General features: G+C 58.0%; 23 protein-coding genes. 9 read left to right on the top strand and 14 right to left on the bottom strand.

Going from position 1 to position 24,115, the window contains the following annotated elements; all coding sequences use genetic code 11:
* The first annotated feature begins 85 nt into the window (after window positions 1-85).
* A complete protein-coding gene (locus tag ABFB52_RS13500) occupies window positions 86-1,540 on the top strand; it encodes an MFS transporter (RefSeq protein ID WP_129972592.1) in 1,455 nt (484 codons plus the stop codon).
* 5 nt (window positions 1,541-1,545) lie between these two features.
* On the opposite strand, the gene ABFB52_RS13495 is transcribed toward ABFB52_RS13500, so the two are convergent.
* From ABFB52_RS13495 to ABFB52_RS13485, 3 genes are all read right to left on the bottom strand, one after another.
* Entirely contained in the window at window positions 1,546-2,397 is an 852-nt protein-coding gene (locus tag ABFB52_RS13495; RefSeq protein ID WP_129972593.1) for a LysR family transcriptional regulator, read from the bottom strand.
* A gap of 140 nt (window positions 2,398-2,537) precedes the next feature.
* Window positions 2,538-2,777 (bottom strand): hypothetical protein, encoded by a 240-nt coding sequence (locus tag ABFB52_RS13490; protein WP_102686744.1) that lies wholly within the window; start codon window positions 2,775-2,777, stop codon window positions 2,538-2,540.
* A 106-nt stretch (window positions 2,778-2,883) separates the two neighbouring features.
* A complete protein-coding gene (locus ABFB52_RS13485; RefSeq protein ID WP_129972668.1) occupies window positions 2,884-3,114 on the bottom strand; it encodes a hypothetical protein in 231 nt (76 codons plus the stop codon).
* A gap of 206 nt (window positions 3,115-3,320) precedes the next feature.
* Between ABFB52_RS13485 and ABFB52_RS13480 the strand changes: the two genes are divergently transcribed.
* A complete protein-coding gene (locus ABFB52_RS13480) occupies window positions 3,321-4,130 on the top strand; it encodes a DUF1206 domain-containing protein (RefSeq protein WP_129972594.1) in 810 nt (269 codons plus the stop codon).
* A 57-nt stretch (window positions 4,131-4,187) separates the two neighbouring features.
* Here ABFB52_RS13480 and ABFB52_RS13475 read toward each other — a convergent pair whose 3' ends face one another.
* Both ABFB52_RS13475 and ABFB52_RS13470 read right to left on the bottom strand, forming a co-directional pair.
* Window positions 4,188-4,664: a hemerythrin domain-containing protein gene (locus ABFB52_RS13475; protein WP_129972595.1), complete on the bottom strand. Its 477-nt coding sequence runs from the start codon at window positions 4,662-4,664 to the stop codon at window positions 4,188-4,190.
* A gap of 286 nt (window positions 4,665-4,950) precedes the next feature.
* A complete protein-coding gene (locus tag ABFB52_RS13470; protein ID WP_129972596.1) occupies window positions 4,951-5,190 on the bottom strand; it encodes a hypothetical protein in 240 nt (79 codons plus the stop codon).
* 170 nt (window positions 5,191-5,360) lie between these two features.
* On the opposite strand from ABFB52_RS13470, the gene ABFB52_RS13465 reads away from it, so the two are divergent.
* Window positions 5,361-5,828: a metallophosphoesterase family protein gene (locus ABFB52_RS13465; RefSeq protein WP_129972597.1), complete on the top strand. Its 468-nt coding sequence runs from the start codon at window positions 5,361-5,363 to the stop codon at window positions 5,826-5,828.
* Window positions 5,829-6,109: 281 nt separating this feature from the next.
* Here the strand turns inward: ABFB52_RS13465 and ABFB52_RS13460 are convergent, their stop codons facing one another.
* From ABFB52_RS13460 to ABFB52_RS13450, 3 genes are all read right to left on the bottom strand, one after another.
* Window positions 6,110-6,973 carry a hypothetical protein gene (locus ABFB52_RS13460; protein ID WP_129972598.1) on the bottom strand — a complete coding sequence of 288 codons (864 nt, stop codon included), beginning with the start codon at window positions 6,971-6,973 and terminating at the stop codon, window positions 6,110-6,112.
* Window positions 6,966-8,621: an AAA family ATPase gene (locus ABFB52_RS13455; RefSeq protein WP_129972599.1), complete on the bottom strand. Its 1,656-nt coding sequence runs from the start codon at window positions 8,619-8,621 to the stop codon at window positions 6,966-6,968. The genes ABFB52_RS13460 and ABFB52_RS13455 overlap by 8 nt, the downstream gene beginning before the upstream one ends.
* 298 nt (window positions 8,622-8,919) lie before the next feature.
* Complete coding sequence (locus tag ABFB52_RS13450) at window positions 8,920-10,785, bottom strand: hypothetical protein (protein ID WP_129972600.1); 1,866 nt, start codon at window positions 10,783-10,785, stop codon at window positions 8,920-8,922.
* Here ABFB52_RS13450 and ABFB52_RS13445 point away from each other — a divergent pair.
* From ABFB52_RS13445 to arsH, 5 genes are all read left to right on the top strand, one after another.
* Window positions 10,778-11,398, top strand: a complete 621-nt coding sequence (locus ABFB52_RS13445) for a LysE family translocator (RefSeq protein WP_129972601.1) — start codon at window positions 10,778-10,780, stop codon at window positions 11,396-11,398. The two genes, ABFB52_RS13450 and ABFB52_RS13445, sit on opposite strands and share 8 nt — an antisense overlap.
* 117 nt (window positions 11,399-11,515) lie before the next feature.
* Window positions 11,516-11,863 carry a metalloregulator ArsR/SmtB family transcription factor gene (locus ABFB52_RS13440; protein WP_064381911.1) on the top strand — a complete coding sequence of 116 codons (348 nt, stop codon included), beginning with the start codon at window positions 11,516-11,518 and terminating at the stop codon, window positions 11,861-11,863.
* Between the two features lie 22 nt (window positions 11,864-11,885).
* Window positions 11,886-13,169 (top strand): arsenic transporter, encoded by a 1,284-nt coding sequence (locus tag ABFB52_RS13435; protein WP_129972602.1) that lies wholly within the window; start codon window positions 11,886-11,888, stop codon window positions 13,167-13,169.
* 25 nt (window positions 13,170-13,194) lie between these two features.
* Window positions 13,195-13,665: an arsenate reductase ArsC gene (locus ABFB52_RS13430; RefSeq protein ID WP_129972603.1), complete on the top strand. Its 471-nt coding sequence runs from the start codon at window positions 13,195-13,197 to the stop codon at window positions 13,663-13,665.
* Window positions 13,666-13,676: 11 nt separating this feature from the next.
* The gene (arsH, locus tag ABFB52_RS13425; RefSeq protein WP_085604534.1) at window positions 13,677-14,366 is read left to right on the top strand and encodes an arsenical resistance protein ArsH; all 690 of its coding nucleotides are present in this window, start codon (window positions 13,677-13,679) and stop codon (window positions 14,364-14,366) included.
* A 62-nt stretch (window positions 14,367-14,428) separates the two neighbouring features.
* Here arsH and ABFB52_RS13420 read toward each other — a convergent pair whose 3' ends face one another.
* The 4 genes from ABFB52_RS13420 to ABFB52_RS13405 all read right to left on the bottom strand — a co-directional run bounded on the left by ABFB52_RS13420 (window position 14,429) and on the right by ABFB52_RS13405 (window position 20,537).
* On the bottom strand, window positions 14,429-17,599 hold the full coding sequence (locus ABFB52_RS13420; RefSeq protein WP_129972604.1) for an efflux RND transporter permease subunit: 3,171 nt from the start codon (window positions 17,597-17,599) through the stop codon (window positions 14,429-14,431).
* Window positions 17,596-18,843: an efflux RND transporter periplasmic adaptor subunit gene (locus tag ABFB52_RS13415; RefSeq protein ID WP_129972605.1), complete on the bottom strand. Its 1,248-nt coding sequence runs from the start codon at window positions 18,841-18,843 to the stop codon at window positions 17,596-17,598. Before ABFB52_RS13415 ends, ABFB52_RS13420 begins: the two co-directional genes overlap by 4 nt.
* Entirely contained in the window at window positions 18,840-20,096 is a 1,257-nt protein-coding gene (locus ABFB52_RS13410) for a TolC family protein (RefSeq protein ID WP_129972606.1), read from the bottom strand. The genes ABFB52_RS13415 and ABFB52_RS13410 overlap by 4 nt, the downstream gene beginning before the upstream one ends.
* Window positions 20,097-20,195: 99 nt before the next feature.
* Entirely contained in the window at window positions 20,196-20,537 is a 342-nt protein-coding gene (locus ABFB52_RS13405; RefSeq protein WP_085703749.1) for a hypothetical protein, read from the bottom strand.
* 158 nt (window positions 20,538-20,695) lie between these two features.
* Here ABFB52_RS13405 and ABFB52_RS13400 point away from each other — a divergent pair, with 158 nt between their 5' ends.
* Window positions 20,696-23,080, top strand: coding sequence for a DUF3772 domain-containing protein (locus ABFB52_RS13400; protein ID WP_129972607.1), 2,385 nt, complete (start codon window positions 20,696-20,698; stop codon window positions 23,078-23,080).
* 34 nt (window positions 23,081-23,114) lie between these two features.
* Here ABFB52_RS13400 and ABFB52_RS13395 read toward each other — a convergent pair whose 3' ends face one another.
* Together ABFB52_RS13395 and ABFB52_RS13390 are read right to left on the bottom strand one after the other, a co-directional pair.
* The gene (locus ABFB52_RS13395) at window positions 23,115-23,279 is read right to left on the bottom strand and encodes a DUF2986 domain-containing protein (protein ID WP_115077591.1); all 165 of its coding nucleotides are present in this window, start codon (window positions 23,277-23,279) and stop codon (window positions 23,115-23,117) included.
* 52 nt (window positions 23,280-23,331) lie between these two features.
* Entirely contained in the window at window positions 23,332-24,027 is a 696-nt protein-coding gene (locus ABFB52_RS13390; protein ID WP_129972608.1) for a tRNA (adenine(22)-N(1))-methyltransferase TrmK, read from the bottom strand.
* Window positions 24,028-24,115: the final 88 nt, after the last annotated feature.

The raw sequence follows: 24,115 nt of genomic DNA, 5'->3' as shown, positions 1-24,115 counted from the left end.
TGGGACCCATGACTTGGTCCGAGCGGGCGCGAAGCCTTGCCTTTCACTTGTCGTCAAACCTGAGTTTCCCTACAGGATGCCTGTCATGTCTCGAATCGAAATCGAAGTGTCCGAACCCCGGCGCTGGTTGATGTTTGCCATCTTGCTCGTCGGTGCGTTTCTACCGCCCCTGGATTTTTTTATCGTCAACGTCGCGCTGCCCTCGATACAGGACGACTTGGGGACAGGTTCCTCTGCCGAGCAGTTGGTGATTTCTTCCTACGCGACGCTCTATGCCGTGACGCTGATTACCGGCGGGCGACTCGGCGACCTGTACGGTCGCGGGCGGATGTTCTTCCTTGGCCTGCTGGGTTTTGCCGCCGCGTCACTGATGTGTGGCGTGGCAGGTTCGCCGTGGATCCTCATCCTCGGACGAGCCTTGCAGGGGGTGACCGCCGCCGTAATGGCTCCTCAGGCGCTCGCATCGGTGCAGGCGATTTTTCCGGCGTCGGAAAGACCATTGGCATTGAGCCTGTACGGAGCCGTGTTTGGGCTGGCATCCGTGATCGGTCAGGCACTGGGCGGCTTTTTGATTGAAATCGACGTTTTGGGCATGGGGTGGCGGGCGATTTTTCTCGTTAATCTACCGATTGCGTTGCTGGTGATTGCGTTCGGCATCCCTGTGCTGAAAGAAACCCGTGCGCAGAATGCCAACAAGCTGGATCTGGTGGGCACAGCATTTTCGATGCTGACCCTGACCGCTCTGGTCGTGCCTTTGATTGAAGGTCGCGAGGCGGGATGGCCGTTGTGGGCATGGCTTTCACTGGCCGCCAGCCCTGTGCTGGCGGTATTGTTCTGGCGCTACGAGAACCGCTTGCACCGAACTGGTGGGACCCCCATCCTCGCACCGGCCGTACTGAAAGCGCCGGGCCTGGGGCGAGCGCTACTGGTCGCGCTTTGCTTCTATTCAATCGGTGTGTTTTTTCTGATGTTTTCGATTTACCTGCAAGGCGCGCTGCATATGACCGCGCTGCATGCCGGGCTGATTTTCCTGCCGTTCGGCGCTGGGTTTCTGCTCGGCCCCCTGTCGGTCCCTCTACTCAGACGCATCCTCGGGGGCTACGTGAATCCCATAGGCATGGGACTGGAGGTTTTCGGACTGCTATGGCTGGGCTGGCTCGTGTCAGTGACACCGACCACCCTCGCCCCGCCCTTCACATCACTCACGATCATCCTGTTCCTGATCGGTCTGGGACAAGGCTTGGGCCTGCCGACGTTGATGCGCATGGTCACGGGGCGGGTCGCGCCGGCGTATGCCGGAATGATCGCAGGCATCACCAGTGCAACGCTGCAAATCAGCACATCACTGAGCGTCGCGCTGATTGGCGGTGTCTTTTATACCTTGCTGGGAGAACCGGCTACGGCAGTCAGCATCGCTTACGCGTTCACTATCGCTGTACTGTGCATCGCCGTCTGTCTGGCCGTGGGAGCAGCTATAAGCCTGACGTTAGCGCGCCAGCCAGTGCATGTACCGGAGGTATCGGCTGTCCGTTTGACCTGAGGGGGCTACCCCGCGCCGATCATGCTGGAAGCGAGGTCGGCCAGCGCACGCAACCGGGACATCTGGCGCATGTCCTGGTGATAACCCATCCAGATGTCCCGCCCTGGTGGCGGCTCATCCTCATCCAGCAGGCGCAGTCCTGATATGGAGTCGCCGAGGACGCGGGGCAATACGGCAACGCCAAGCCCCTTCGCGCACATTTGCGCCTGAACTGTACGGCTGCTGCTGGTGAACACTGTGCGGGCCCGCGGATACCGCTGCTGCAACCAATGCACGTCGGGGTAATGAGCCTGGGCAACGTTCATGAGGATCAGCCCCAGGCCTTCACCGTCCGGCTGCGGCGCCTGAGCATGCAAAGCGGCGTAGAGTCCGTAAGTCAGGGTTGTCAGCTTGCGGTGGACGATGTCGGGTTCGGTGAAAGGCACGATCCGGAAGGCGATGTCGGCATCCCGGCGAGCGAGGTCGAACAGACGATGCCCGGCGATGACTTCAGGAACGATCAACGGATACCGTTGCACCAGTTCGCTCAGGACCGGCGCCAACACATGGCAGGCGAACCAGTCGGCCGAGGATATGCGCAACAGGCCTTCCGGCTGATCGCCATGTCCTGCCAAACGACGCTCGATGGCCAAGGCGCTGTGTTCCATGTCCTGCGCCAGACTGAGAATCCTCTCACCAACATCCGTGAGCACCAGCCCTTGAGCCGTCCGCAGGAAAAAGGTTTGCCCGCTGGTTTGTTCAAGCACCTGCAGGCGCCGCCCGACGGTCGGGTGACTGACCCCCAACTGCCTGGCGGCACCACCGAGCGAGCCACTGCGGGCAATCGCCAGGAAGACCCGCATGTCACTCCAGTCCATGCCCTCGTCCCATACTGAAAATGAACAATGAGGTTGCAACAATGGCCGTCCCGCAGCAATACCCTGAACCACGTGCTTCGAAGCCGTTATCAAGAGCAGTGGCTTTGAAATGAACGTTGGCTCAGTCGGAGCGGATCACCCTACTCGCCTTGGGCATCCACCACTTCGATTCGAGTGATTCCGACCAGACTCGCCTGCTCGATAATCTCCTCAGGTGTCGAGTCTGCGTCAGGCATGATCAGGCTGTTCTCGCCATCCCCGAAATGTAACTGCAACAAGTGCATGGCCGCGTCCTGAATGGGCAATCCAGGCTGCTTCAGTTCGAGCTGATGGGTACGGGGCTGGTCGTTGAACAGGTACGTGATCGTGTAATTGCGCATGGATGACACCCTCAGAATGGTAATCGGCACCTATCCTGACTGAGTGGTCAGCTTATAGTTCAAGCAGATGACTGTTCATGAATTTCGATCCAGTCACGTGATCTGATCAGCCTCGCGACAAGGACTTCAGACGCTCGACCAGTGCGGCTTCAAAAATGATGTACAGCCGTTCGGCATCGCCGGTACGCAAAGCTCCGCCGGTTTCCAGTCCCAGCACGAATCCATCCGCCCGCGCCCCTGCCTTGACAGCAATGATCATCGAATCTGCCCGGACAATCTGCGCCAGCAGTCGATCTGCTTCACGCTGAATCTTCTCGCCCAACACTACGCCTTCCACATCGCCACCCAATACCTTCAATTCGACATCCAATACACGACAGCGATAACCGCTGAAACCCAAATGATGGGTCAGGATCGTCCAGCCCGCAACAACAGCTCACATCGCCCTTGGGTCCACAGTTGGCGCGATCATCTACGACTTGTAATAGAACCCCCTCCAGAAAGGACGGTCTGCTCTTTTATGACCTCTCGGAAGTAAATCCAATGTCCGCGCAGCGCAACCTGGTAATACTCGCTCGGGGTGGATACGCCTCCCGCGGGATGCTCTATTTGATCATCGGTATATTTGCCTTGATGGCAGCCCATGACTCGACAAAACCGAAGGACAGTCACAAAAGCCTGGAGGCCTTGCTGAGCCAACCGTTCGGCTATTTTCTGGTGGGACTTGTGGTGGCGGGTCTGCTTGCATTTTCGGCATGGCGTGTCCTGCAAGCCGTACGCGATGTCGATCATCACGGCACGCAATTCAAGGGTCTGGTGATTCGTGCAGGCCTGTTTGCAGGAGGTTTGGTCAACGGTGCTCTCGCGTTCTTCGCATTGGGCCTGCTCGTGAGCGGCACCCGAAACTCGAGCCATTCAGGAGAGCAAACCAAGGATTGGCTGGCGCATCTTCTGTCGTGGGAGCACTCGAATTTATTGTTGTATCTGATCGCGCTCATACCACTGGGCGTTGGAGTGGCTCACATCATCAAGGGATGGAAGGCTTCGTTCGAAAAGTATTTTGAGGCCGACGACGAGGTCATGCGTTACGTCCGTCCGGTGTCACAATTCGGCCTGATCGCCCGCGGAGTCGTGTTTATAGAAACTGCTTTGCTGCTGGCAGTGAGCGGTTCCGCTTATCAAGCAATGGACCCACCCGGCATGAAGGAAGCGCTGGACGCACTCCAGAATCTACCCGCTGGATGGCTTGTCTTGATGGTGATGGCTCTGGGGCTGATTGCCTTCTCGGTTTACAGTTTCTCTGAAGCGTGTTGGCGCAAGATAAACATGGATGTGCCAGGCGTAACCAAATGAAAAGCCCGGCATTAAGCCGGGCTTTTGATCGCGCCGCAGGTCCGTCTATCTATTCGTTCAGGCCGCCATATTCGACCCGCTGAGGCTTTTCTTCAGTGAAGCTTTCATCACTTCCATTTCCTTGCCCAACTCCTCGAGCTTGGTATTGCCCAGCAGCTTTTTGGCTTGGGGAAACATCTCGGTTTCCTCTTCCTCGATATGGTGTTCCAGAAGCTCCTTGACCACCTTCACGCGGCCGGCAAACTCGGGCGTAGAAGGATCGGTAGACTTCAGGTCTGGCAATACCAGTGAATCTACCGTGCGATGTTCTTCCTTCGCCTCGTAATACATTTCATCCTGTTCCTTACCGCCTGCTTCCTTGAAAGCCGGATACAGAATCTGCTCCTCGAGCTGAGTATGAATGGAAATTTCCAGTTCAAGCTTGTCCAGCAACTCCGCCCGTTTTTTTAATGCGCGATCGGTGGATTCACTGAGTTGATTCAGAATGCCTTTAACTTTTTCGTGGTCAGTTTTCAGAAGGTCGATGGCGTTCATTTGAGGCCTCTATCACGGATTATTGTTAGCCGATCCAGCTCGGCAATTCTTGCGTTATTCCAGATAGATCTCGCATATTTTGTGCCAGCACCTCAGCTTTTAAATGGCATTAAACATCAACGGCTTGCGCAATATGATGGCCAAATATAAGCATGCACTCTGCATGAGCAGGGGTTGAGGTTCTTGCAAATAGCGGAAGTGAACCAATACACGGCAACGGCTGCGAGAGGTAATAATGATTGGAAATACAGGTGGAGGACGCTAGGGCCAGTAGCCCTAGCTGATATCACTTTTTCTTGTTCGCCGGTTTTTCTGCTTTGTCTGATTTCTTAGCTTTGGTTGATTTACCATCAGCTTTCTTGTGAGATTTTTTTGGTTCGGCATCTTTCTTCTTGTCTTTCTTTTCGGACGATTTGGCAAGCGCCGAGGCTGCCGCTGACTTTTTCGTCGGGGACGATTTTTTGTCTTTCAATTCCTTGGCATTTATCGAGGACTCACCTTTATTTTTCTTCTCTTCTTTAGCCACGTCGACCACCTCTCGAAGTGCCGGTATTGGCACATTGCCTATGAATTTTTCCACAAGCTGATCATTAGGCGAGAGCGTCCTGAAGCGGTTCAAATTATTTGATACCGTTAAATGGCTTCATATATAACCGAACCAGCAATTCGTCTTTCAAAACGTCAACGGAGATATCCATGAAAACCGCCCTGATCTCCGACACCCACAACCTCCTCCGCCCCGAAGCCCTCACCGCGCTCCAGGGTTGTGACCAGATCATCCACGCCGGCGACATCGGCAACCCGGAAATCCTCGCCCAACTGGCCAAAATCGCCCCCGTTCACGCCGTGCGCGGCAACAACGACCTCGACAGCCCGTGGGCCGAAAACCTTCCCGACCTCCTGACCTTCACCCTCAACGGCTGGCCAACCCTCCTCGTCCACGACATCGCCGACGTTCCCGCCGATCTCGATCCGGGCATCAGGCTCATCATCACCGGCCACTCCCACAAACCCCGCATCGAATGGCGCGGTGAGCGTCTCTACGTCAACCCCGGCAGCGCCGGCCCTCGGCGTTTCAAATTGCCGGTCACGCTGGCGATCCTCGAGATACAACCCGACCGCATCGAACCGCGCCTGATTTCCCTGCTGGATCCCCCTGCCTGAAACCGCTACCGTTACCGAAAATCCAACGGAAGCCCGTGCCGAAATTAGGCGACTATTCATTTTCAAGAATTGATGCGTCCGAATTCGCATTGAATTCGGCTATATCCACTTAAAAAAAAAGATCGGTTTGGTAGCCTGCTTACCTGTCGCACCGCTGCCTTCGTATGTAATTCTTTTGGCCTCCTTGACCATGCGTAAAGCGTCCTCGACGCGCCGCGTATCCTAGAGACCTAGAATGGCCACCTCCATATGGCCATCAACTCACCACTCTTTTATTGGGTCTAAGCTAATGGACCATTTGCCATTCTTCCTGGCTTATGCATTGACTGGAATATCCACAAAGACACCACCGGATCCAGCAAGCCGCTTATAAATACGGAGTCCCACGTATTTCGACCACCTCGAGCATCATCGATGGTATCTCGCTCCTTAATCAACGCCGCTTCCAATTCAATCAAAGTGCCTGGATTTTCCTCAAGGGACCTTATAACCAAACTTGGCTTTCGTATTAAGCTGCCCCACTGCGTGCTCAAATACCCAACAATTCCTGTTTTTAATACCACCTCTCGGACGTGAAACGAAACTGCTGAGTAATTGTGGTGCGCTGCATCAACAGAAAGCGCTACCGTTACTCTAGGAACAGGACCAAGATCTTCAAAGCGCGCGGTAATCAAACGTTCGGACAAACACCCATCAAAGTACGGGTGCAGAATTCTTTCATTCCCTACACCCATCAACGTTTCTTTTCGTAGAGAATTACACTGACATGCTTGAACAAGATTCTGGGAAAACACCGAAAACTCAGGGTAAATCTCTTTGGGCAACACGTGATCTAAAGTACCACTTAGCAAGGATCCACACATAGGGCAGCCCAAATACCTGCTTTTATCCCTCATTTCTTTTATATACTTCAACTCTTTAGGAGGCGAAGCATAGTGACCTTTCAAAAAGGCACCCGTTGCCGCAGAAATCCTTACAGGAGAAACGACAAAAGCATTACCTTCCGCAAAAATATACTGATTATAGTTATACCGAATAACCGAAAGTGAAGACCTGATCGCTGCGTGACTTTTTGTACGCAAATTTCCTGAAAGAGCGACGATAGCCGAAACATCATCATAGGAAGGCCGAGACAATTTATTCATTGGTTTTCGTCTCCAAGGCACGGCGCAACGAACTCAAAACCTCTAAAGAAAGCTTGTCTTTGTAATCGTCATACAACTCCTCCCACTGGTCATAAATCTCCAACAGTCGCCTTTCGACCTTCAACGCCAAATTTGATGGTTTATCTTCATTAAACACAAAATACGATATAGCCCCAACATCCGCCCCAAATGTCTGCAACGCAGTAACCGGCGTCTCGACACGCCCTTCACTGTTAACTCTAAGCACGGAAACCTGCTCGGGAAACACCTCTCTTACAAAATATACAGAGTGCGTTGCAATAACAGCTGCCGAACCCGTCAACTCAAGCAAGCGATCAAGCAAATCAACAAACTTGCTTATAAAACTAGGGTGCAAATGTGTTTCTGGCTCATCAAGCAATAATAGCGAACCGTTTTCCACATACAGACTGGCTTGAGCAGCAAACCTTAAAAATGAAATTTCACCACTGCTTAATGGATACCCCACACCATCAATAACTCTAACGGGGTCTTTGCGAGAATCAATAGACGCATAAATATTCAGCGCCCGCTCATCACCGTTGACGCTCAATTCCTCCAGCGCCACAAAACCTCCAACCTCGTCCTTATATTGAAGACAGATCTCTTGTCGCCTGTTAATGGCTTCCAAGGATTCCAAAAACAAATTCCACCTTGAAAAATCACCTAGGTATTCTTCCGAACGTAAAACCTGAATGATTGAATCTGAAACACGACCTCTAGCTCTTTGCGACGCGCCGGCCCGGTTAAGAGCGAATCTTTTGTACCAGACTCGCGAACGTTTTCGTCGATCGCTCGGGAACACCGACCCGGTTTCATTGGTAGGTGCAAACGCTAATATTCTATTAAATGTTGGACGCTGATGGGTATCAGCGTCCTTCAGATCCAGACTCCCCGTTATAGCTGAGTAAACTATTCTCCCCAGCGTCTGACTTTTTCCAACACCATTTTCGCCAATGACCACCGCAATGCGCTTGGGCAGTTCCTCATCGTGTCCAAACCTGAATAACATCTCATGCGGGTTTAACTTACCCGCTAACTGAAAGGTAATACTCAAGCTATTTGACATATTACGGAATCTCTCATATGCCTGACCGCGAAGGATCGAACCGGCATTATTGAACGCAAAAAAAGACTCCGTATTCCTCATGAAAGACTTTAGAAAAACATCAGACCCGCATGCCAAAGCCAACCAATTTGCTTGCGTTTTAAACTCGCCCAAAACCACCAGGTCATTTATCGATCTTAATATCAGAACCGCATTATCAACCCCAAATTCTCTAGACAATCTTCGGTAGGATTCCATATCGGGCAACATTGTAAAAAAATCATGCCCCATTGCAGCGGGCGAAACAACAGCGCTCCCGCCTTCCAGCAACTCATTCAACCTATCCACCCCATTCAAGTCCTTTGGGGAGTTTGTAATAAAACCGATATACCCATCAACCCTTACATCGCCCTGACCCTTCAAATAAATTAGAATTTTAACTTTCGTTCTATAACCGAAATCGTTCCACTTGTCTAACCCCGGCGAAATATAAATCACACTATCCCGCAGCAATTCCGACTCGGGCAACTCTTTATAAAAAACTACTTTTATATTCCTTGACTCATCAACCACTTGCTTCATCGTGAACTTCCTTTATTCACCTAACATTTTGGATGTTCTTCTGCGCCCCTGAAAAGTGAATGCCCTTCTCATTCAAAACACCCTTAGGCCCTCAAGCAAAAACTCAGCAGCGTGTTTTTTATTTTGTACTGCGACGCCGCATACAATTGAAAACGCAGAACTCCGACAGTTCAGTTTTTTCCGAACGACCCACTAACAGCCAGCGCATCCATATTTAAAACCGGGTAATAAAAAACAAAAATGGGTGTACTTATTCTGCGAACAATAAATACACCCCCATTAACATTAATTAAATTATTTAAACAGCGCCCAAACCTACATCTTCTTCGTGGACCCTCTTAAACATGAATTTCGATTTATTTTGATCAAACACATAAATTGCAGCGAGCGGAACCGCCGTTACCAACACACCAGAGAGCACATCAGCAACCGAGTGATTGAACAAATTCAACAGAGGCACACTCATCAGCGCCTTGGAAAGGGTGGTGGCAACGTAGAGTCCGATCACGGTGGTCGCAGCGCCAAACAGAATCACACCAATTTTTTCGTACTTGTCCTCAAGATTGCTCAGCATCACCCGAACACAGCGAACCGTTGAAAGCGTGCATTCCCGAATGATCGACAGGACAAGCGCTGGAAGCTTCACCAACATCGAAATCAATATCTGAGGAATTGAACTCAATACCCCAGCGATACCACCCTCGATACCCGCCTCCTTGGCACGCTGCATGATCTGACGCTCCTCGAATCGAGCATTCAGTTTGTTCGCCAATGCCATTCTCCGTTCGTCGAGCGAAGCCATGATTCCCTTTTTATCGGTGATCAGACCGCTCTGGGTGACGTCCTTGATCTCATCGACAAAAATATCCACCGTTTCAGTCACAATCAGACCGACGACTTGCTGAGCAGCCATTCGCGCGCCAGCGCTGGCCACGCTCAGCCCTATTTCCTTCATGGCCTCGCGGCGAAGGGCTGCGAGTTCCTCTTGCGCCTTTTCATACTTGGCCAGGGTTTCTTTCTCGCTAATCCAGACTTCTTTCTTATCAACGCCGACAATGAACATGATGCGGTCCGAATCATCTGGATCACGCGTACCTCGATTCTTGATGTACTGGACCAGATCCAAATCACTTTTCGAGCGATTCAGCGATTGATCGGCAAATATCAGATTCTCGCTGAAATTCATCGCCTCAATAATTTCCCCGTCGTCAGTCGCCAGACGCAGGATCATGTCCTGATAAATTTCTTTCTTTGGAATGATGTGTTCGATGTCTGTCGAAAACGGATCCAGAGTTTTTCCCTGTGCAGGGTCATAGCCATTTTCGAGTCTGTTGGCCTCTACTGCACCCGGCACCCCGGCAAATTTCTTGAGTCTCTCCTGGGTCTCGAAACGCTCATCCGCCAACTTCGAGAAATTCTTGTTTCCATGAAGCCAGTTGTCACCAGCAAACTCACCGTAACTCTGAGACAAGTTTGCATACTTCAACTCATTTGACCTGTCCAGTCCCGCTACCACCGGCGCCAGGCAAAATGCAGAGACAGCCCTGCGCAGGGCTTCCTGTTTGGTTTGCTCGAATATGTGATCAACATCCTTTGGCCTTACTGGCAGCTTGTCCTTGATCTCGGCAACGACTTGATCGGTATCTTTATCGATTTCCATCGTCTTTGAAAAATAGGCTGAGACTTTCTCGGAGCTGAAACTGGCGTATGATTTCGCGCGTTCGCTGGAGCTGGAGTAGGCCGAGCTGATACTGACGCTTACTTTCTCGTACGCTACTTTCGTACCATCACCGATCGCAATTGCCTTTTCTTTGGCCACCGTCACTACGGTGCTGTTCGCGGTGCTTTCGGCGACATCAGTGAGCGTGCTCCTGGTTGTTGAGTACATATCAACAGCACTGTCGGAGACCCTTTGCGAATACTCGATACTTTTATCCTTTGCATCGCTCAGCACGTCCTTGCTACTTGCCACCGCATCCGAAACCAAGTTGCTCAGCGAGTCGAATTTTCCCTTAAAAAAGCTCACGTCCTGCTCCTGTGTCGCGTTCAAGTCGACGCAGTATGCCATCAAATTAACATCATTCCAGCGGCACTGCTGGATCCCCCCGCCTGAAACCGCTACCGTTCCCCCATCCAGAACAGGGAACCCACGCACCATGTCCATAGCCGACAACCTTCTCGCCTTCACCCTCGCCGCCACGTTGCTGACCCTGACACCCGGCCTCGACACCGCGCTGGTGCTGCGCACCGCCACCGTCGAAGGCAAGCGGCAGGCGTTGCGTGCGGCGCTGGGGATCAATGCCGGTTGTCTGTTGTGGGGCGCGGCGGTGGCGTTTGGGTTGGGGGCGTTGATTGCAGTGTCGGAGCTGGCCTACAACCTGTTGAAGTATTGCGGCGCGGCATATCTGGCGTGGCTGGGGTTGAACATGCTGCTGCGCCCTCGCCGTTCGCTGGCACCGGCCGAGGCCGACGGCAAGCCGGGGGCGAACTGGTTTTTCAAGGGCATGCTGGGGAATGTGCTGAATCCGAAGATCGGGATTTTCTACGTGTCGTTTCTGCCGCAGTTCATTCCGCAAGGTCAGCCGCTGGTGCCGTGGACGTTCGGCCTGGTGAGCATTCACGTGGTGCTCGGGCTGATCTGGTCGCTGGTGTTGATTGGCGCGACGCAGCCGTTGTCCGGTTTTCTGCGGCGGGAAAAGGTGATTCGCTGGATGGATCGCACCACCGGGATGATTTTCGTGCTGTTCGCCGCGCGGCTGGCGTTCGGCAAGCGTTGAGGCGCCTGCGCTAAACACACCTTCGGTCGAGAGCTGCCACTTCATCAAACTCAAGACTTGCCCATCACATATGGATATCCGTATATTCGGACAACCATATGTTCTGAAGGCATCGTCATGCTCAACCCCGCCTCCGTTTTCAAATGCCTCGCCGACGAAACCCGCGCCCGGGCCACGCTGCTGATCACCCGTGAAGGTGAGTTGTGTGTCTGCGAACTGGTCTGCGCGCTGGACGACAGTCAGCCGAAAATCTCCCGCCATCTCGCGCAACTGCGCACCTGCGGTCTGTTGCTGGATCGTCGTCAGGGACAGTGGGTTTATTACCGGCTCAACCCTGATCTGCCGGCATGGATTCGCACGCTGCTTGAAACCACGCTCGCCGCCAACACCGCCTGGCTGGAAGAAAACAGCGCGCGGCTGGCGGCCATGGGCGATCGCCCGCTCAACACCTCCGCTTGCTGCTAAGCCTCAGGCTTTCGGGATTCCCATGTTTTTTGCTTTCGCCATTTTTCTGTTCACGATTGTGCTGGTCATCTGGCAGCCGAAGGGGCTGGGTGTCGGCTGGAGTGCGACGCTCGGCGCAGTGCTGGCGCTGCTGAGCGGGGTTGTGACTCTGGGCGATATTCCCACGGTGTGGGGCATTGTCTGGAACGCGACCGCGACGTTCATTGCCGTCATCATCATTAGCCTGTTGCTCGATGAAGCCGGTTTTTTCCAGTGGTCCGCGTTGCACGTCGCCCGTTGGGCAAAGGGCGATGGCCGGCGTCTGTTCGCCTTTACGGTGTTGCTGGGCGCGGCCGTTTCTGCGCTGTTTGCCAACGATGGCGCGGCGCTGATCCTGACGCCAATTGTGATTTCGATACTGCTCGCCCTGCGCTTCTCGGCGGCTTCCACTTTAGCGTTCGTCATGGCGGCCGGTTTCATCGCCGATACCGCGAGCCTGCCGTTGGTGGTGTCCAATCTGGTCAACATCGTTTCCGCCGATTATTTCGGCCTGGGCTTCAGCGAATACGCCTCGGTGATGGTGCCGGTCAACGTGGTTGCCGTGGCCTCCACACTGGCGGTGCTGTACTGGTTTTTCCGGCGTGACATACCCACACATTACTCACTGGATGACTTGCAGGATCCGCGACTGGCCATCCGCGATCAGCTGACTTTCCGGGTCGGCTGGATCGTCTTGGGGCTGCTCCTGATCGGTCTGTTCGCCCTGGAACCGCTGGGCATTCCGATCAGTGCGATTGCCGCAGTCTGCGCGGCGCTGCTGTTCGCGGTGGCGGCGCGGGGTCATGTGATTTCGACCCGGCGTGTACTGCGCGAAGCCCCTTGGCAGATCGTGATTTTTTCGCTCGGCATGTACCTGGTGGTGTACGGGCTGAAGAACGCCGGGCTGACGGATTATCTGGCGGCGGCACTGAATTATCTGGCCGGCACCGGGCTCTGGGGCGCGGCGCTGGGTACGGGATTTCTGACCGCCCTGCTGTCGTCCGCGATGAATAACATGCCAACGGTGTTGGTGGGCGCGTTGTCGATCCAGGCCAGTGATGCCGTCGGCGTGATACGCGAGGCGATGATCTACGCCAACGTCATCGGCTCCGACCTGGGCCCGAAAATCACCCCCATCGGCAGTCTGGCGACGCTGCTCTGGCTGCACGTGCTGGAGCGCAAAGGAATCCGCATCACCTGGGGTTATTACTTCAAGACCGGCGTGATGCTGACCCTGCCGATTCTGTTCATCACCTTGTCTGCCCTGGCCCTGCGCCTGAGCGTTTAACGCCTGTCTGGAAAGAGGATTCATCATGCGCGTTCTATTCATGTGCACCGCCAACAGCTGCCGAAGCATTCTCTCGGAGGCGATGTTCAACCATCTGGCGCCGGCCGGTTTCGAAGCAGTCAGCGCCGGCAGCTTCCCCAAGGGCCAGGTACTGCCGCGCAGCCTGACCACGTTGCAGGCGGCCGGCATTTCCATCGCCGGGTTGAGGAGCAAGGGCAACGAGGCCTTCGAAGACAACCCGCCGGACATCGTCATCACCGTGTGCGACAAGGCCGCCGGTGAAGCCTGCTCGGTGTATTTCGGCCCGGCACTGAAAGCCCATTGGGGGCTGGAAGACCCGTCGGATGTGCGCGGCGATGAACGCACCATCGACGCCGCCTTCCGCGCCACCCTCGCCCGAATCGAAACCCGCTGCCGAGCCTTCCTCGCCCTGCCCTTCGCCGAACTTGACCGTGATGCCCTCAAGCGCGAGCTCGACCGCGTCAGCACGCTGTAACCGGAGCCGACATGACCGACCTGCCCAACCTCGATCCTTCACTGGTTCAAACAACCACGCATGACGAAGGCGCCCACAAGCCGCGCATCCTTTTGCTGTACGGTTCGACCCGCCCGCGCTCCTTCAGCCGCTTGCTGGTAGAAGAAGCTGCCCGCCTGCTGGAGCACTTCGGAGCCGAGACGCGGATCTTCAACCCTTCAGGCCTGCCACTGCCGGATGATGCCCCCGGCGATCACCCGAAAGTCCAGGAACTGCTCGAACTGATGCAATGGTCCGAAGGCCAGGTCTGGTGCTCGCCCGAACGCCACGGCGCGATGTCGGCGGTGTTCAAGGCGCAGATCGACTGGGTGCCGCTGGCCCTCGGCGCGGTCCGCCCGACCCAGGGTAAAACCCTCGCGGTAATGCAGGTCTGCGGCGGTTCGCAATCGTTCAACGTGGTCAATCAACTGCGCGTGCTGGGCCGCTGGATGCGCATGTTCACCATCCCCAATCAGTCGTCGGTGCCCAAGGCCTATCTGGAATTCGACGAAGGCAACCGCATGAAACCCTCGGCGCTGTACGACCGGGTGGTGGACGTGATGGAAGAACTGGTGAAATTCACGCTGTTGCTGCGTGACCGACCGGACCTGGTGGATCGTTATTCCGAGCGCAAGGAGTCGGCAGAAGAGTTGATGCAGCGGGTCAATCAGCGCTCGATCTGAAGACCAGACCTCACAATAAAAAACCGGTGCGAACGTTCGCACCGGTTTTTTTCGTCGCCGGGTTACGGCTGGATGGAAGCATCGGCGCTTTGAGGTGACTTGTTTTCAGCGGGCAACCGTCGACGGCGCATCAGGCGATACGCCGCCGGTATGACAAACAGGGACAACAGCGGCGCCGTGACCATGCCGCCGACCATGGGCGCGGCAATGCGGCTCATGACTTCGCTGCCGGTGCCGCTGCCCAGCAGAATCGGCAACAGGCCGGCGATGATCACGGCCACGGTCATCGCCTTGGGGCGCACGCGTTGCACAGCGCCTTCGCGAATCGCCGCGACCAGTCCACGTTCAGAGTGGTCGCCGAGGCCTTCGCGCTCGGCCCAGGCGTTTTTCAGGTAGAGCAGCATGATCACGCCGAACTCGGCCGAAACCCCGGCCAGCGCAATGAAGCCCACACCGGTGGCGACCGACAAGTTGTAGCCCAGCAAATACAGGAACCACGCACCGCCGCTCAATGCGAACGGCAATGTGGCCATGATCAGTAGCGCCTCATCGAAGCGAGCAAACGTCAGGTAGAGCAGCACGAAGATGATCAGCAGCGTGGCAGGCACTACCAGTTTCAGCCGCGCATTGGCCCGCTCCAGAAACTCGAACTGCCCCGAATAGCTCAGGCTCATGCCGGGCTGCAATTTCACCTGTTCGCTGACGGCGTGACGCAGATCAGCCACCACCGAAGCGATGTCCCGCCCCCGCACGTCGATGTACACCCAACCGGACGGCCGGGCATTCTCGCTCTTGAGCATCGGTGGGCCGTCCGTGACCTTGATCTTCGCCAGCATGCCGAGGGTGATCTGGCTGCCCGAAGGTGTGTAGATCGGCAATTGCTCCAGCGCGCCGGGCGAATCACGCCACTCTCGCGGGTAGCGGATGTTGATCGGAAACCGCGCCAGCCCCTCGATGGTTTCCCCGACGTTTTCCCCGCCAATGGCACCCGCGACGATGGATTGCACATCGCTGATGTTCAGCCCGTAGCGGCCAGCGGCGTTGCGGTCGATATCCACGTCGATGTAGCGGCCACCGGTCAGGCGCTCGGCCAGTGCCGAACTGACGCCGGGCACACCTTTGGCCACCCGCTCGACAGCCTGGGTCGCGGCGTCGATCTGGGCCAGATCGTTGCCGGCGACCTTCACGCCGATGGGGCTTTTGATCCCGGTGGCGAGCATGTCGATGCGATTGCGGATCGGCGGAATCCAGATGTTGGTCAGGCCCGGCACGCGCACCACTCGATCCAGTTCTTCCACGAGTTTTTCCGGAGTCATACCCGGACGCCATTGATCGTGGGGCTTGAACTGGATCGTGGTTTCGAACATTTCCAGAGGTGCCGGGTCGGTCGCAGTTTCCGCGCGGCCGGCCTTGCCGAACACATGCTCGACTTCGGGCACGGTCTTTATCAGCCGATCGGTCTGCTGCAACAGCTGCGCGGCTTTTTGCGCCGACAAACCCGGCAAGGCCGAAGGCATGTACAACAGATCACCCTCGTCCAGCGGCGGGAGGAACTCGCCACCGAGCCGCGAAATCGGCCAGGCCGCGCTGACGAATACCAACAGCGCCACCAGCAAAGTGAATTTCGGCCGGCGCAGTACCACGTCCAGCGCCGGCTGATAGATCCGGATCAGCCAGCGGTTGAGCGGGTTGTGGCGTTCATCCGGAATCCGCCCGCGAATCCAGTAGCCCATCAGCACCGGCACCAGCGTCACCGACAATCCCGCAGCTGCTGCCATGGCGTAGGTCTTGGTGAACGCCAGCGGACCGAACAGCCGCCCTTCCTGGGCCTGCAAGGTAAACACCGGAATGAACGACAGCGTGATGATCAGCAAACAGAAAAACAGCGCCGGCCCCACCTCCGCCGCCGCGTCGGTCATCACTTGCCAATGACGCTCGCCCTTGAGCGCCTGCCCCGGATTGGCCGCGTGCCACGCTTCGATTTTCTTGTGGGCGTTCTCGATCATCACCACCGCCGCATCGACCATCGCACCAATGGCGATGGCGATCCCGCCCAACGACATGATGTTGGCGTTCAAGCCCTGATAACGCATCACGATGAAGGCGATCAGCACGCCCACCGGCAACGAAATGATCGCCACCAGCGAAGAGCGCAAATGCCAGAGGAAGATCCCGCACACCAGCGCGACGACGATGAACTCTTCGAGCAGTTTGTGGCTGAGGTTTTCCACGGCGCGATCGATCAGCTTGCTGCGATCGTAGGTGGTGACGATCTCCACGCCGGGCGGCAGGCTGCTTTTCATGTCATCGAGTTTGGCCTTGACCGCCGCGATGGTCTCGCGGGCGTTCTTGCCGCTGCGCAGGATTACCACGCCGCCGACGGTTTCGCCCTGGCCGTCCAGCTCGGTGATGCCCCGGCGCATATCCGGCCCGGTCTGAACCGTTGCGACATCGCCGAGAGTTACCGGCACCCCGCCAGCACCGAGTTTTAACGGGATCGCCCGAAAGTCATCAAGGGTTCTCAGGTAGCCCGATGCCCGTACGATGAACTCGGTTTCGGCCATTTCCAGCACCGCGCCACCGGTTTCCTGATTGGCCTTGCCGATGGCTTCGCGCACCTGCGCCAGGGTGATGCCGAGGCTGGCCAGCCGCACCGGATCGGGCTGCACCTGATACTGCTTGACCATGCCGCCGACGGTGGCGACCTCGGCGACGTTAGGCAGGGTCTTGAGCTCGAACTTGAGAAACCAGTCCTGCAACGCCCGAAGCTGCGCCAGATCATGCCCGCCGCTGCGATCCACCAGAGCGTACTGATAGATCCAGCCAACGCCGGTCGCATCCGGACCCAGCGCCGGTTTGGCGCTGACCGGCAATCGACTCTGGATCTGGCTCAGGTACTCCAGCACCCGCGAGCGCGCCCAGTATTGATCGGTACCGTCCTCGAACAGCACGTACACGAAGCTGTCACCGAAGAACGAATAGCCGCGCACGGTTTTCGCCCCCGGCACCGAGAGCATGGTGGTGGTCAGCGGATAGGTCACCTGATTTTCGACAATCTGCGGCGCCTGTCCGGGATACGGCGTGCGAATGATCACCTGCACATCGGACAGATCCGGCAGCGCATCGATCGGCGTGCTCTGCACCGACCACACGCCCCAGCCCGTGACGAACAGCGTTGCCAGCAGCACCAGAAAACGATTGGCGACGGACCAGCGAATCAGCGCGGCGATCATGGCTGACTCCCCGAAACGTTCCCGCTCGTTTCAAGCGGCTCGGCGACGATGCCCTTGAGGCTGGCCTCGGAATCGAGCAGGAACTGGCCGGACGTCACGACGTTCTGCCCTTCTGCCAAGCCGTCGAGGATCACCGTTCTGCCGGCGCTTTCCTGGCCGAGCCGAACCTCCACCGGGCGATAGTGCCCCGCGTCTTCGGCGAGCATGACCAAAGCCCGCTTGCCGGTGCGGATGACGGCTTCACTCGGCACCCACAATTGACTCTGCCCGGTTGATCGAATCAGCCGCACTTGCGCCGTCATCCCCGGCCGCAAGTGGCCATCGGCATTGGCCAGCTCGACCCGGACGCGCAGGGTTCGGCTGTCCGGGTTGGTGTCCGGCAGAATCGCGCTGACCGTTCCGTTGAATACTCTGCCGGGAAAGGCCGGCAGGCGCACTTCGACGGCCTGCCCCACGGCAACCGAACCGGTCTGCGATTCCGGCACCGCCACAGCGAGCCAGACACTGTTCAGCCCGTTGACCCGCGCCAGGGTTTCACCGCTCGCCACGGTCATGCCCGCCCGCACATCGAGTGCTTGCAGCACACCGCCCAAAGGGCTGGTGACCGTCAGTTCGGACTGCACCTTGCCGCTGCGCTCCACTTGAGCAATCAGGCTCGACGGCATCCCGGTCAGCCGCAAGCGCTGGCGCGCCGCCGCGATCAGGTCGGCATCGCCGCTGCGTCTGAGCGCCAGAAACTCGCTCTGGGCCGCCGTCCATTCCGGCACGAGGATATCGGCCAACGCCGCGCCAGCCGTCAGCACATCCCCCGGCGCTCGGGCGTAGACCCGCTCGACAAACCCATTGGTGCGCGCCTGGATCACCGCGACATCGCGCTCGTTGAACCCCAGCACACCGCTCACATCGAGGCTTGAGGTGAAGGCGCCGCGACTGACCGGCGCCACACGCAGACCGAGGTTCTGACTCAGCCCCGGATCAATGCTGACGGTCGCACTGCCCTCCCCGCCGCTGGCGTATCGGGGCACCAGTTGCATGTCCATGAAGGGTGACTTGCCCGGTTTGTCGAACTTTTGCTGCGGGTACATCGGGTCGTACCAATACAAGGCCTTGGGCTCGGTGCTCGGCGCTGGGGCTGAAGCCGGCACGCCCTTCATTCGCTGATAAGTCAATCCGTAACCGCCACCCACGCCCACCGCCAGCGCGAGGCCGGCCAGCCACACGCCGTTCCATTGTTTACGGTTCACAGGCTGGTCTCCCCATAAGCGAAATGCAGACGCGCAGCGGTCAGCGCGCGTTGTTCTTCCATGTCGATCTGTTTGAGGCGGGCCTCGATGAGTTCGCGGCGGGCGCTGACCACCGCATTCAAATCGCCCTGGCCGGCGCGATAACTGGCCAGGCTCAGATCGACTTTCTCTCTGGCCAGCGGCACCAGGCTTTCTTCGGTGCGGCGTACGGCCCGATCGAGGCGCTGGTAATCGGCCAACTGGTTTTCCAGTTGTTCGGTGTGCTCGCGGGACAGGGCCTCGCGCTCGGCTTGCAGTTGGCTGACCTCGGCCTGTCTGGCGGCGATTTTCGGGTTCTGCCGCGTCTCGGGAAACAGCGGCAGATCCCAGGAAAACTGCACGCTGACCATGTCGCCAAACTCGCGGCCCCGATGCTGGTAATCCACCTCCCAGCTCCAGTCGGACTTTTTCTCGGACACCGCCTCTTGCACCCTGGCCTGGGCTTCGCGGGTCATGGGGGCGAAAGCAGCCAGTTCGGGATGGTGTTGCAGTTGATGATTGAAGGTCGAGGCATCGACCGGCCACACGGGCAAACCGCCCTCGGGCTTGTCGTTGGCGGCGGTGCCGATCCAGCGTTTGAGCGCGGCTCGGGCCTGGGTGCGCTCGAGGGTCAGGTTGTCCTGTTGCTCGGCGAGTCGGGCCGCTTCCTGCTTAGGCGTTACCGCGTCGGCAGGTTGCGCGCGGCCACCGGCGATCTGCGCCCGGACGGTCTCGCTCAGCAGACGGTTTTCCTTGAACAAGTCTTGGAACAACGCTTCTTTGCGCTCGACCGAATAGCCGCTGATCCACGCCAGCGCCGTCGCCTGACGCACCTTCAAACGCTCGACACGGCGCTCGGCCGCCGCGCGCTCAATAGCGGCGTCGGCAACTTCGATGCGCGCCTTGCGTTTGTCTGCGTTGGGCATCTCCTGCCGGTAACCGACCATCTGCATGGTCATGAAGTCCTGATCGACGCTCCAGCGATCCGGGCCGCCCACGGGGTAGTTCTGCAAACCGAGCAACAACTTGGGATCGGGCAACTCACCCGCCGGAATGGCCGCGCTGCTGGCGGCCTGGATTTTCTGATCTTGTGCGGTCAGCGACGGCGCATTGTTTTCGGCCAGCCGCAGCGCTTGATCGAGTGTCAGCGCGGCGGCGAAACCCGGCCACGCGAGCACGCTTGCCGCAAGGCCGGCCACCAGAGGCCAACCCGTGCAATTGCACTTGAATGTCATGGTTACGATTCCTGTGATCGTCCACTGCGCGCGGCGAAAAACACGCGCACAGCCAAATCACTCCGCCTGGGCGGAATGAGCTTCGAGGGGGGACAGGAATCAGGTGCGGGGCGGTCGCCAGACCCCGGACGGGGCCGCTAGCGGCAGGGAATCACTGAAGAACGAATGCGTGACAGGGCTGAAAACGGTAACGGGCGGCTTGAGGATCGCGACTTGCAGCAGGCCGCCGGTCTTGCACTCCTGGCCGGGTTTGCAGGGGGAGCCATGGTCGGCAGGACTCTTCATGTCCTTGCAGCAATCCATGTTCATGCCGTCCATCATCGCCATGCCCATGGTTTGCATCGGGCACGGTTCTGTCGGTGCCTGCACGCCCGCCATCCCGCTGAGGGGAAGCGCCAGGCTGATCAGGAAAACGAGACAAAACCGCAGATAGCGTTTCATGGCCGGGAGTCTAGTCGTGAAAACGGGCGCCTACAATCGGCTGCCCAGCGATCCCACCGGACACGCATTAAGCCAGGATTAGCAGCAAAAAATGATGCAGCAGGCGCCCCATCACCTAACCTCAATGTTTGTGTGATCAACCGGAATCTCCCAGTCCCATGCGTAATGCATTGAAGTCATTGATGTTCATCGCTCTGATCCTGCTTGGTTCGGGGTTGGTGGCGGTGTCGGCCGCCGACGTGTCCGGCACACCGGATGTCAGCACCGGCGCCCCGCTCCCCGGCGTCACGCAAAGCGATCTGCAGGCCTTGCAACAGCGCCTCGACGGCCTCAAGCAGCAGATCTCGTCCGCCAACAATTACAACCAGCTCGAAGGCCCGCAGGATCGGGTGCAGACGTTCATTCTGGACATCGATCGGCTATCGGCCTCGCTGTTGCCGCAGCAGGCGCAATTGACTGTGCAACTGGGCGTACTCGGTGCCGCGCCGGCCGAAGCGGTCGCTGCCGAACAAGCCGATATCGCGGCGCAACGGGCGACGCTGATCGAGCAGAAAACCAAAGTCGATACGGCGCTGAAGAACCTCGCCACCCTCAAGCAAAACGCCACGGAGCTGATCACCCAGATCGCCGGTATCCGCCGCACCTTGCTCGAAAGCGAACTGACGCTCAGCACCCACAGCATTCTGAATCCCGGCTTCTGGGCTCCCCTTGTCAATCCGTCGGCGGATGACCGCCAGCGTCTGCGCTCTTTCGTCGATCAGGTGCAACAGACCGGCGCCGAAGCCTGGCAACCGGGTCAGCGACTTTACACCGCCCTGCTGGTGGTACTGGCCTTCGTCGTCTGGACGCTGGGTCGGCGACTGGCCGACCGCTGGCTGGCGTGGGTGTGCATTCACCGCATGCCGGAGGGTCGACTGCGCCGCAGTTCGCTGGCGTTCGCTTCGGCGCTGGCGACACTAGCGACCACCGCCATCGCCCTGCAACTGCTCTATTACGCCTGCACCCGCCATGTGCCGTTGCCGCCGATGCTGGCGACATTTTCCGATGAGTTCGGGAAAGTGGTTTATGCCTGCGTGCTGATCACAGGGCTCAGCCGCGCGTTGCTCTCGACCGAGCACCCGTCCTGGCGACTGCCGGCGGTGGCTGACCCGGTGGCGCTCGCGCTGCATCCCTACGCGCGGATCCTCGCCGCGACGCTGCTGGTGCTGGTGACGGCGGTGCAAGTCAGCAATGCCGCCGGCATGAGCAGTCAGATCGTGCTCGCAGGCAGAGGCATCATTGCGCTGGCGGTGCTCGGTATCGTCACCACGCTGCTGATGCGCGTCGGCAGGGTGCGCAAAACACTGGCCGCAGCCGGTGACACCCAAGTGGCGGGCAACACCTTTGCCGGGGTGGTTTACACCATCGCCACCCTGGCGATGGTGCTGTCGTTCGGCGCCCTGCTCACGGGTTACGTATCGCTGGCGCGGTTCATCACCTATGAACTGGTGTGGGCGTTTATCGTGTTTTCCGGGTTTTACCTGCTGATGCAGTTGCTCAAGGACAGCTGCGAATACTTCTTCTCGCCCCGCCACTCCAGCGGCAAGGCGCTGAAACAGCTGCTGGGGGTCGGCGACCGGCGCCTCGAACAGGCCTCGACCCTGCTGGCCGGTTTCGGTCGGGCTGCGCTGTTGCTGCTGGCGGTGATCACCCTGTTCGTCGGCGGGATCGGCACCACCCTCGGCCAACTGGCCAACAACATCGGCACGATCCTCGGCGGTGCCGGCCTGCGCAAACTGAACATCGTCCCCGGCCATTTGCTCAATGCGATGCTGGCGCTGCTGATCGGCATCTACCTGATCCGCGCCCTGCGCCGCTGGCTCGATAACGAATTCCTGCCCAAGACCGACATGGACCCGGGCATGTGCGCCTCGCTCAGCACGCTGTTTTCCAACATCGGTTATGCGGTGGTTATCCTGCTGACCCTGTCATCACTGGGCGTGCAATGGACCAACCTGGCGTGGATCGTCAGCGCCCTGTCGGTGGGCATCGGCTTCGGTTTGCAGGAGATCGTGAAGAACTTCGTCTCCGGCCTGATCCTGCTCACCGAACGCCCGGTCAAGGTCGGCGACCTGATCAGCATCAGCGGCGTCGAGGGCGACATCCGCCGGATCAACGTGCGCGCCACCGAGATCCAGCTCAGCGACCGCTCGATCGTGATCGTGCCCAACTCGCAACTGATCTCGCAGAACCTGCGCAACGTCACCCTCGGCGGCAGCGCCCAAGGCGTGGCGACGCTGGAACTGATGTTCCCGCTGGATATCGATCCCGAACAGGTGCAGAACCTGCTGTTCGACACCTACAAGGAACACGAAACCATCCTCGAAAAACCGGCACCGTTCGTGCGCTTCAGCAAGCTGACGCCGGACGGGATCACGTTGACGGTGACCGGTTATGTCGCCAGCCCGAGGATTGTCGGGACGACCAAGAGTGATTTGTTGTTCGAGATTCTCAAGCGGCTGGGGGCGGCGGGGATTGAACTGGCGAAGCCGCCGAGTACCTGAGGAAAAACCTGATGGGGGCGCTACGCGTGCTTGATCAGGCCTCAGGGGTTTCAATCGACTCTGGAGCCGCTTCCGCCGCCAGCTTCAAACGATCCGCCTTGCTGATGTACTTCGGTTTGTTGCTCTTGGGTGCCAGTTTGGCGTTGGCCTTTCTGGATTTTTCCTTGAAGAGCTGCTGCAGTTTTTTCTGACGGTTCATGGTGATTTGGCCTGCTTGAAAGTTGTTGAATGATATCAGCGTTGGGCCTGCTTCACCCCAGCACGTCAGTGATCCAGCGCACCTGCTGCTTCAGATCCTGCACCTTTTGCTCGCATACCCCATGCCGCGCCCGAGCGAAGTGGCTCAAGGTCTGCTGCTTATGCCGCAACCGATGCTGCCACTTGCTGACAAACGCCGGACTGCGCAACTGCAATTGCAGCGGCCCGAAGTACAGTTCCTCGGCGGTATACCTCACCGGCTCGCCCCACTCGGCCACGATGACTTCGTAGTCGAAGCGGTTCTCCCGCAGGACTTCCTCAACGAGGATGCGGTACCCGTTGTCCATCAGCCATTGGCGCAGCGGTTGTTCGCCACCGTTGGGTTGCAGGATCAGGCGCTCGCGACCGCTCAGGCGCGCCTTGCCGGCCTCAAGAATGTCGCGGATGGTCTCACCGCCCATGCCGCACACGGTAATTGCCGTGATCCCGTCCGCCGGCTCGACGGCCATCAAGCCATTGGCCAAGCGCACGGTGATCTGTTGCTCAAGATCGCTTTCGCGCACGGTGCGTTGCGCCGAACGGAACGGCGTCTCGGCCATCTCGCCCGCAACCGCCGCCGCGATCGCGCCACGGCGCATCAGTGCCACCGGCAGGTAGCCGTGATCCGACCCGATATCGGCCAGCCGCGCACCGGCGGGCACGTGCGCCGCCACCCGCTCCAGGCGCATGGACAATGTCTGTTCGTTCAACCGCAACCCCTTTCACTCTGAACGCCCGGCACTGGTGGCCGGATCGGGGCGCGATTCTGGGGGGCAACGGCTGGCAATTCAAATTTAT

This window comes from Pseudomonas sp. 9.2(2024), assembly GCF_039695385.1.
GTDB lineage: Bacteria > Pseudomonadota > Gammaproteobacteria > Pseudomonadales > Pseudomonadaceae > Aquipseudomonas > Aquipseudomonas paraglycinae.
This window is presented reverse-complemented; position numbering and strand designations above follow the sequence as displayed.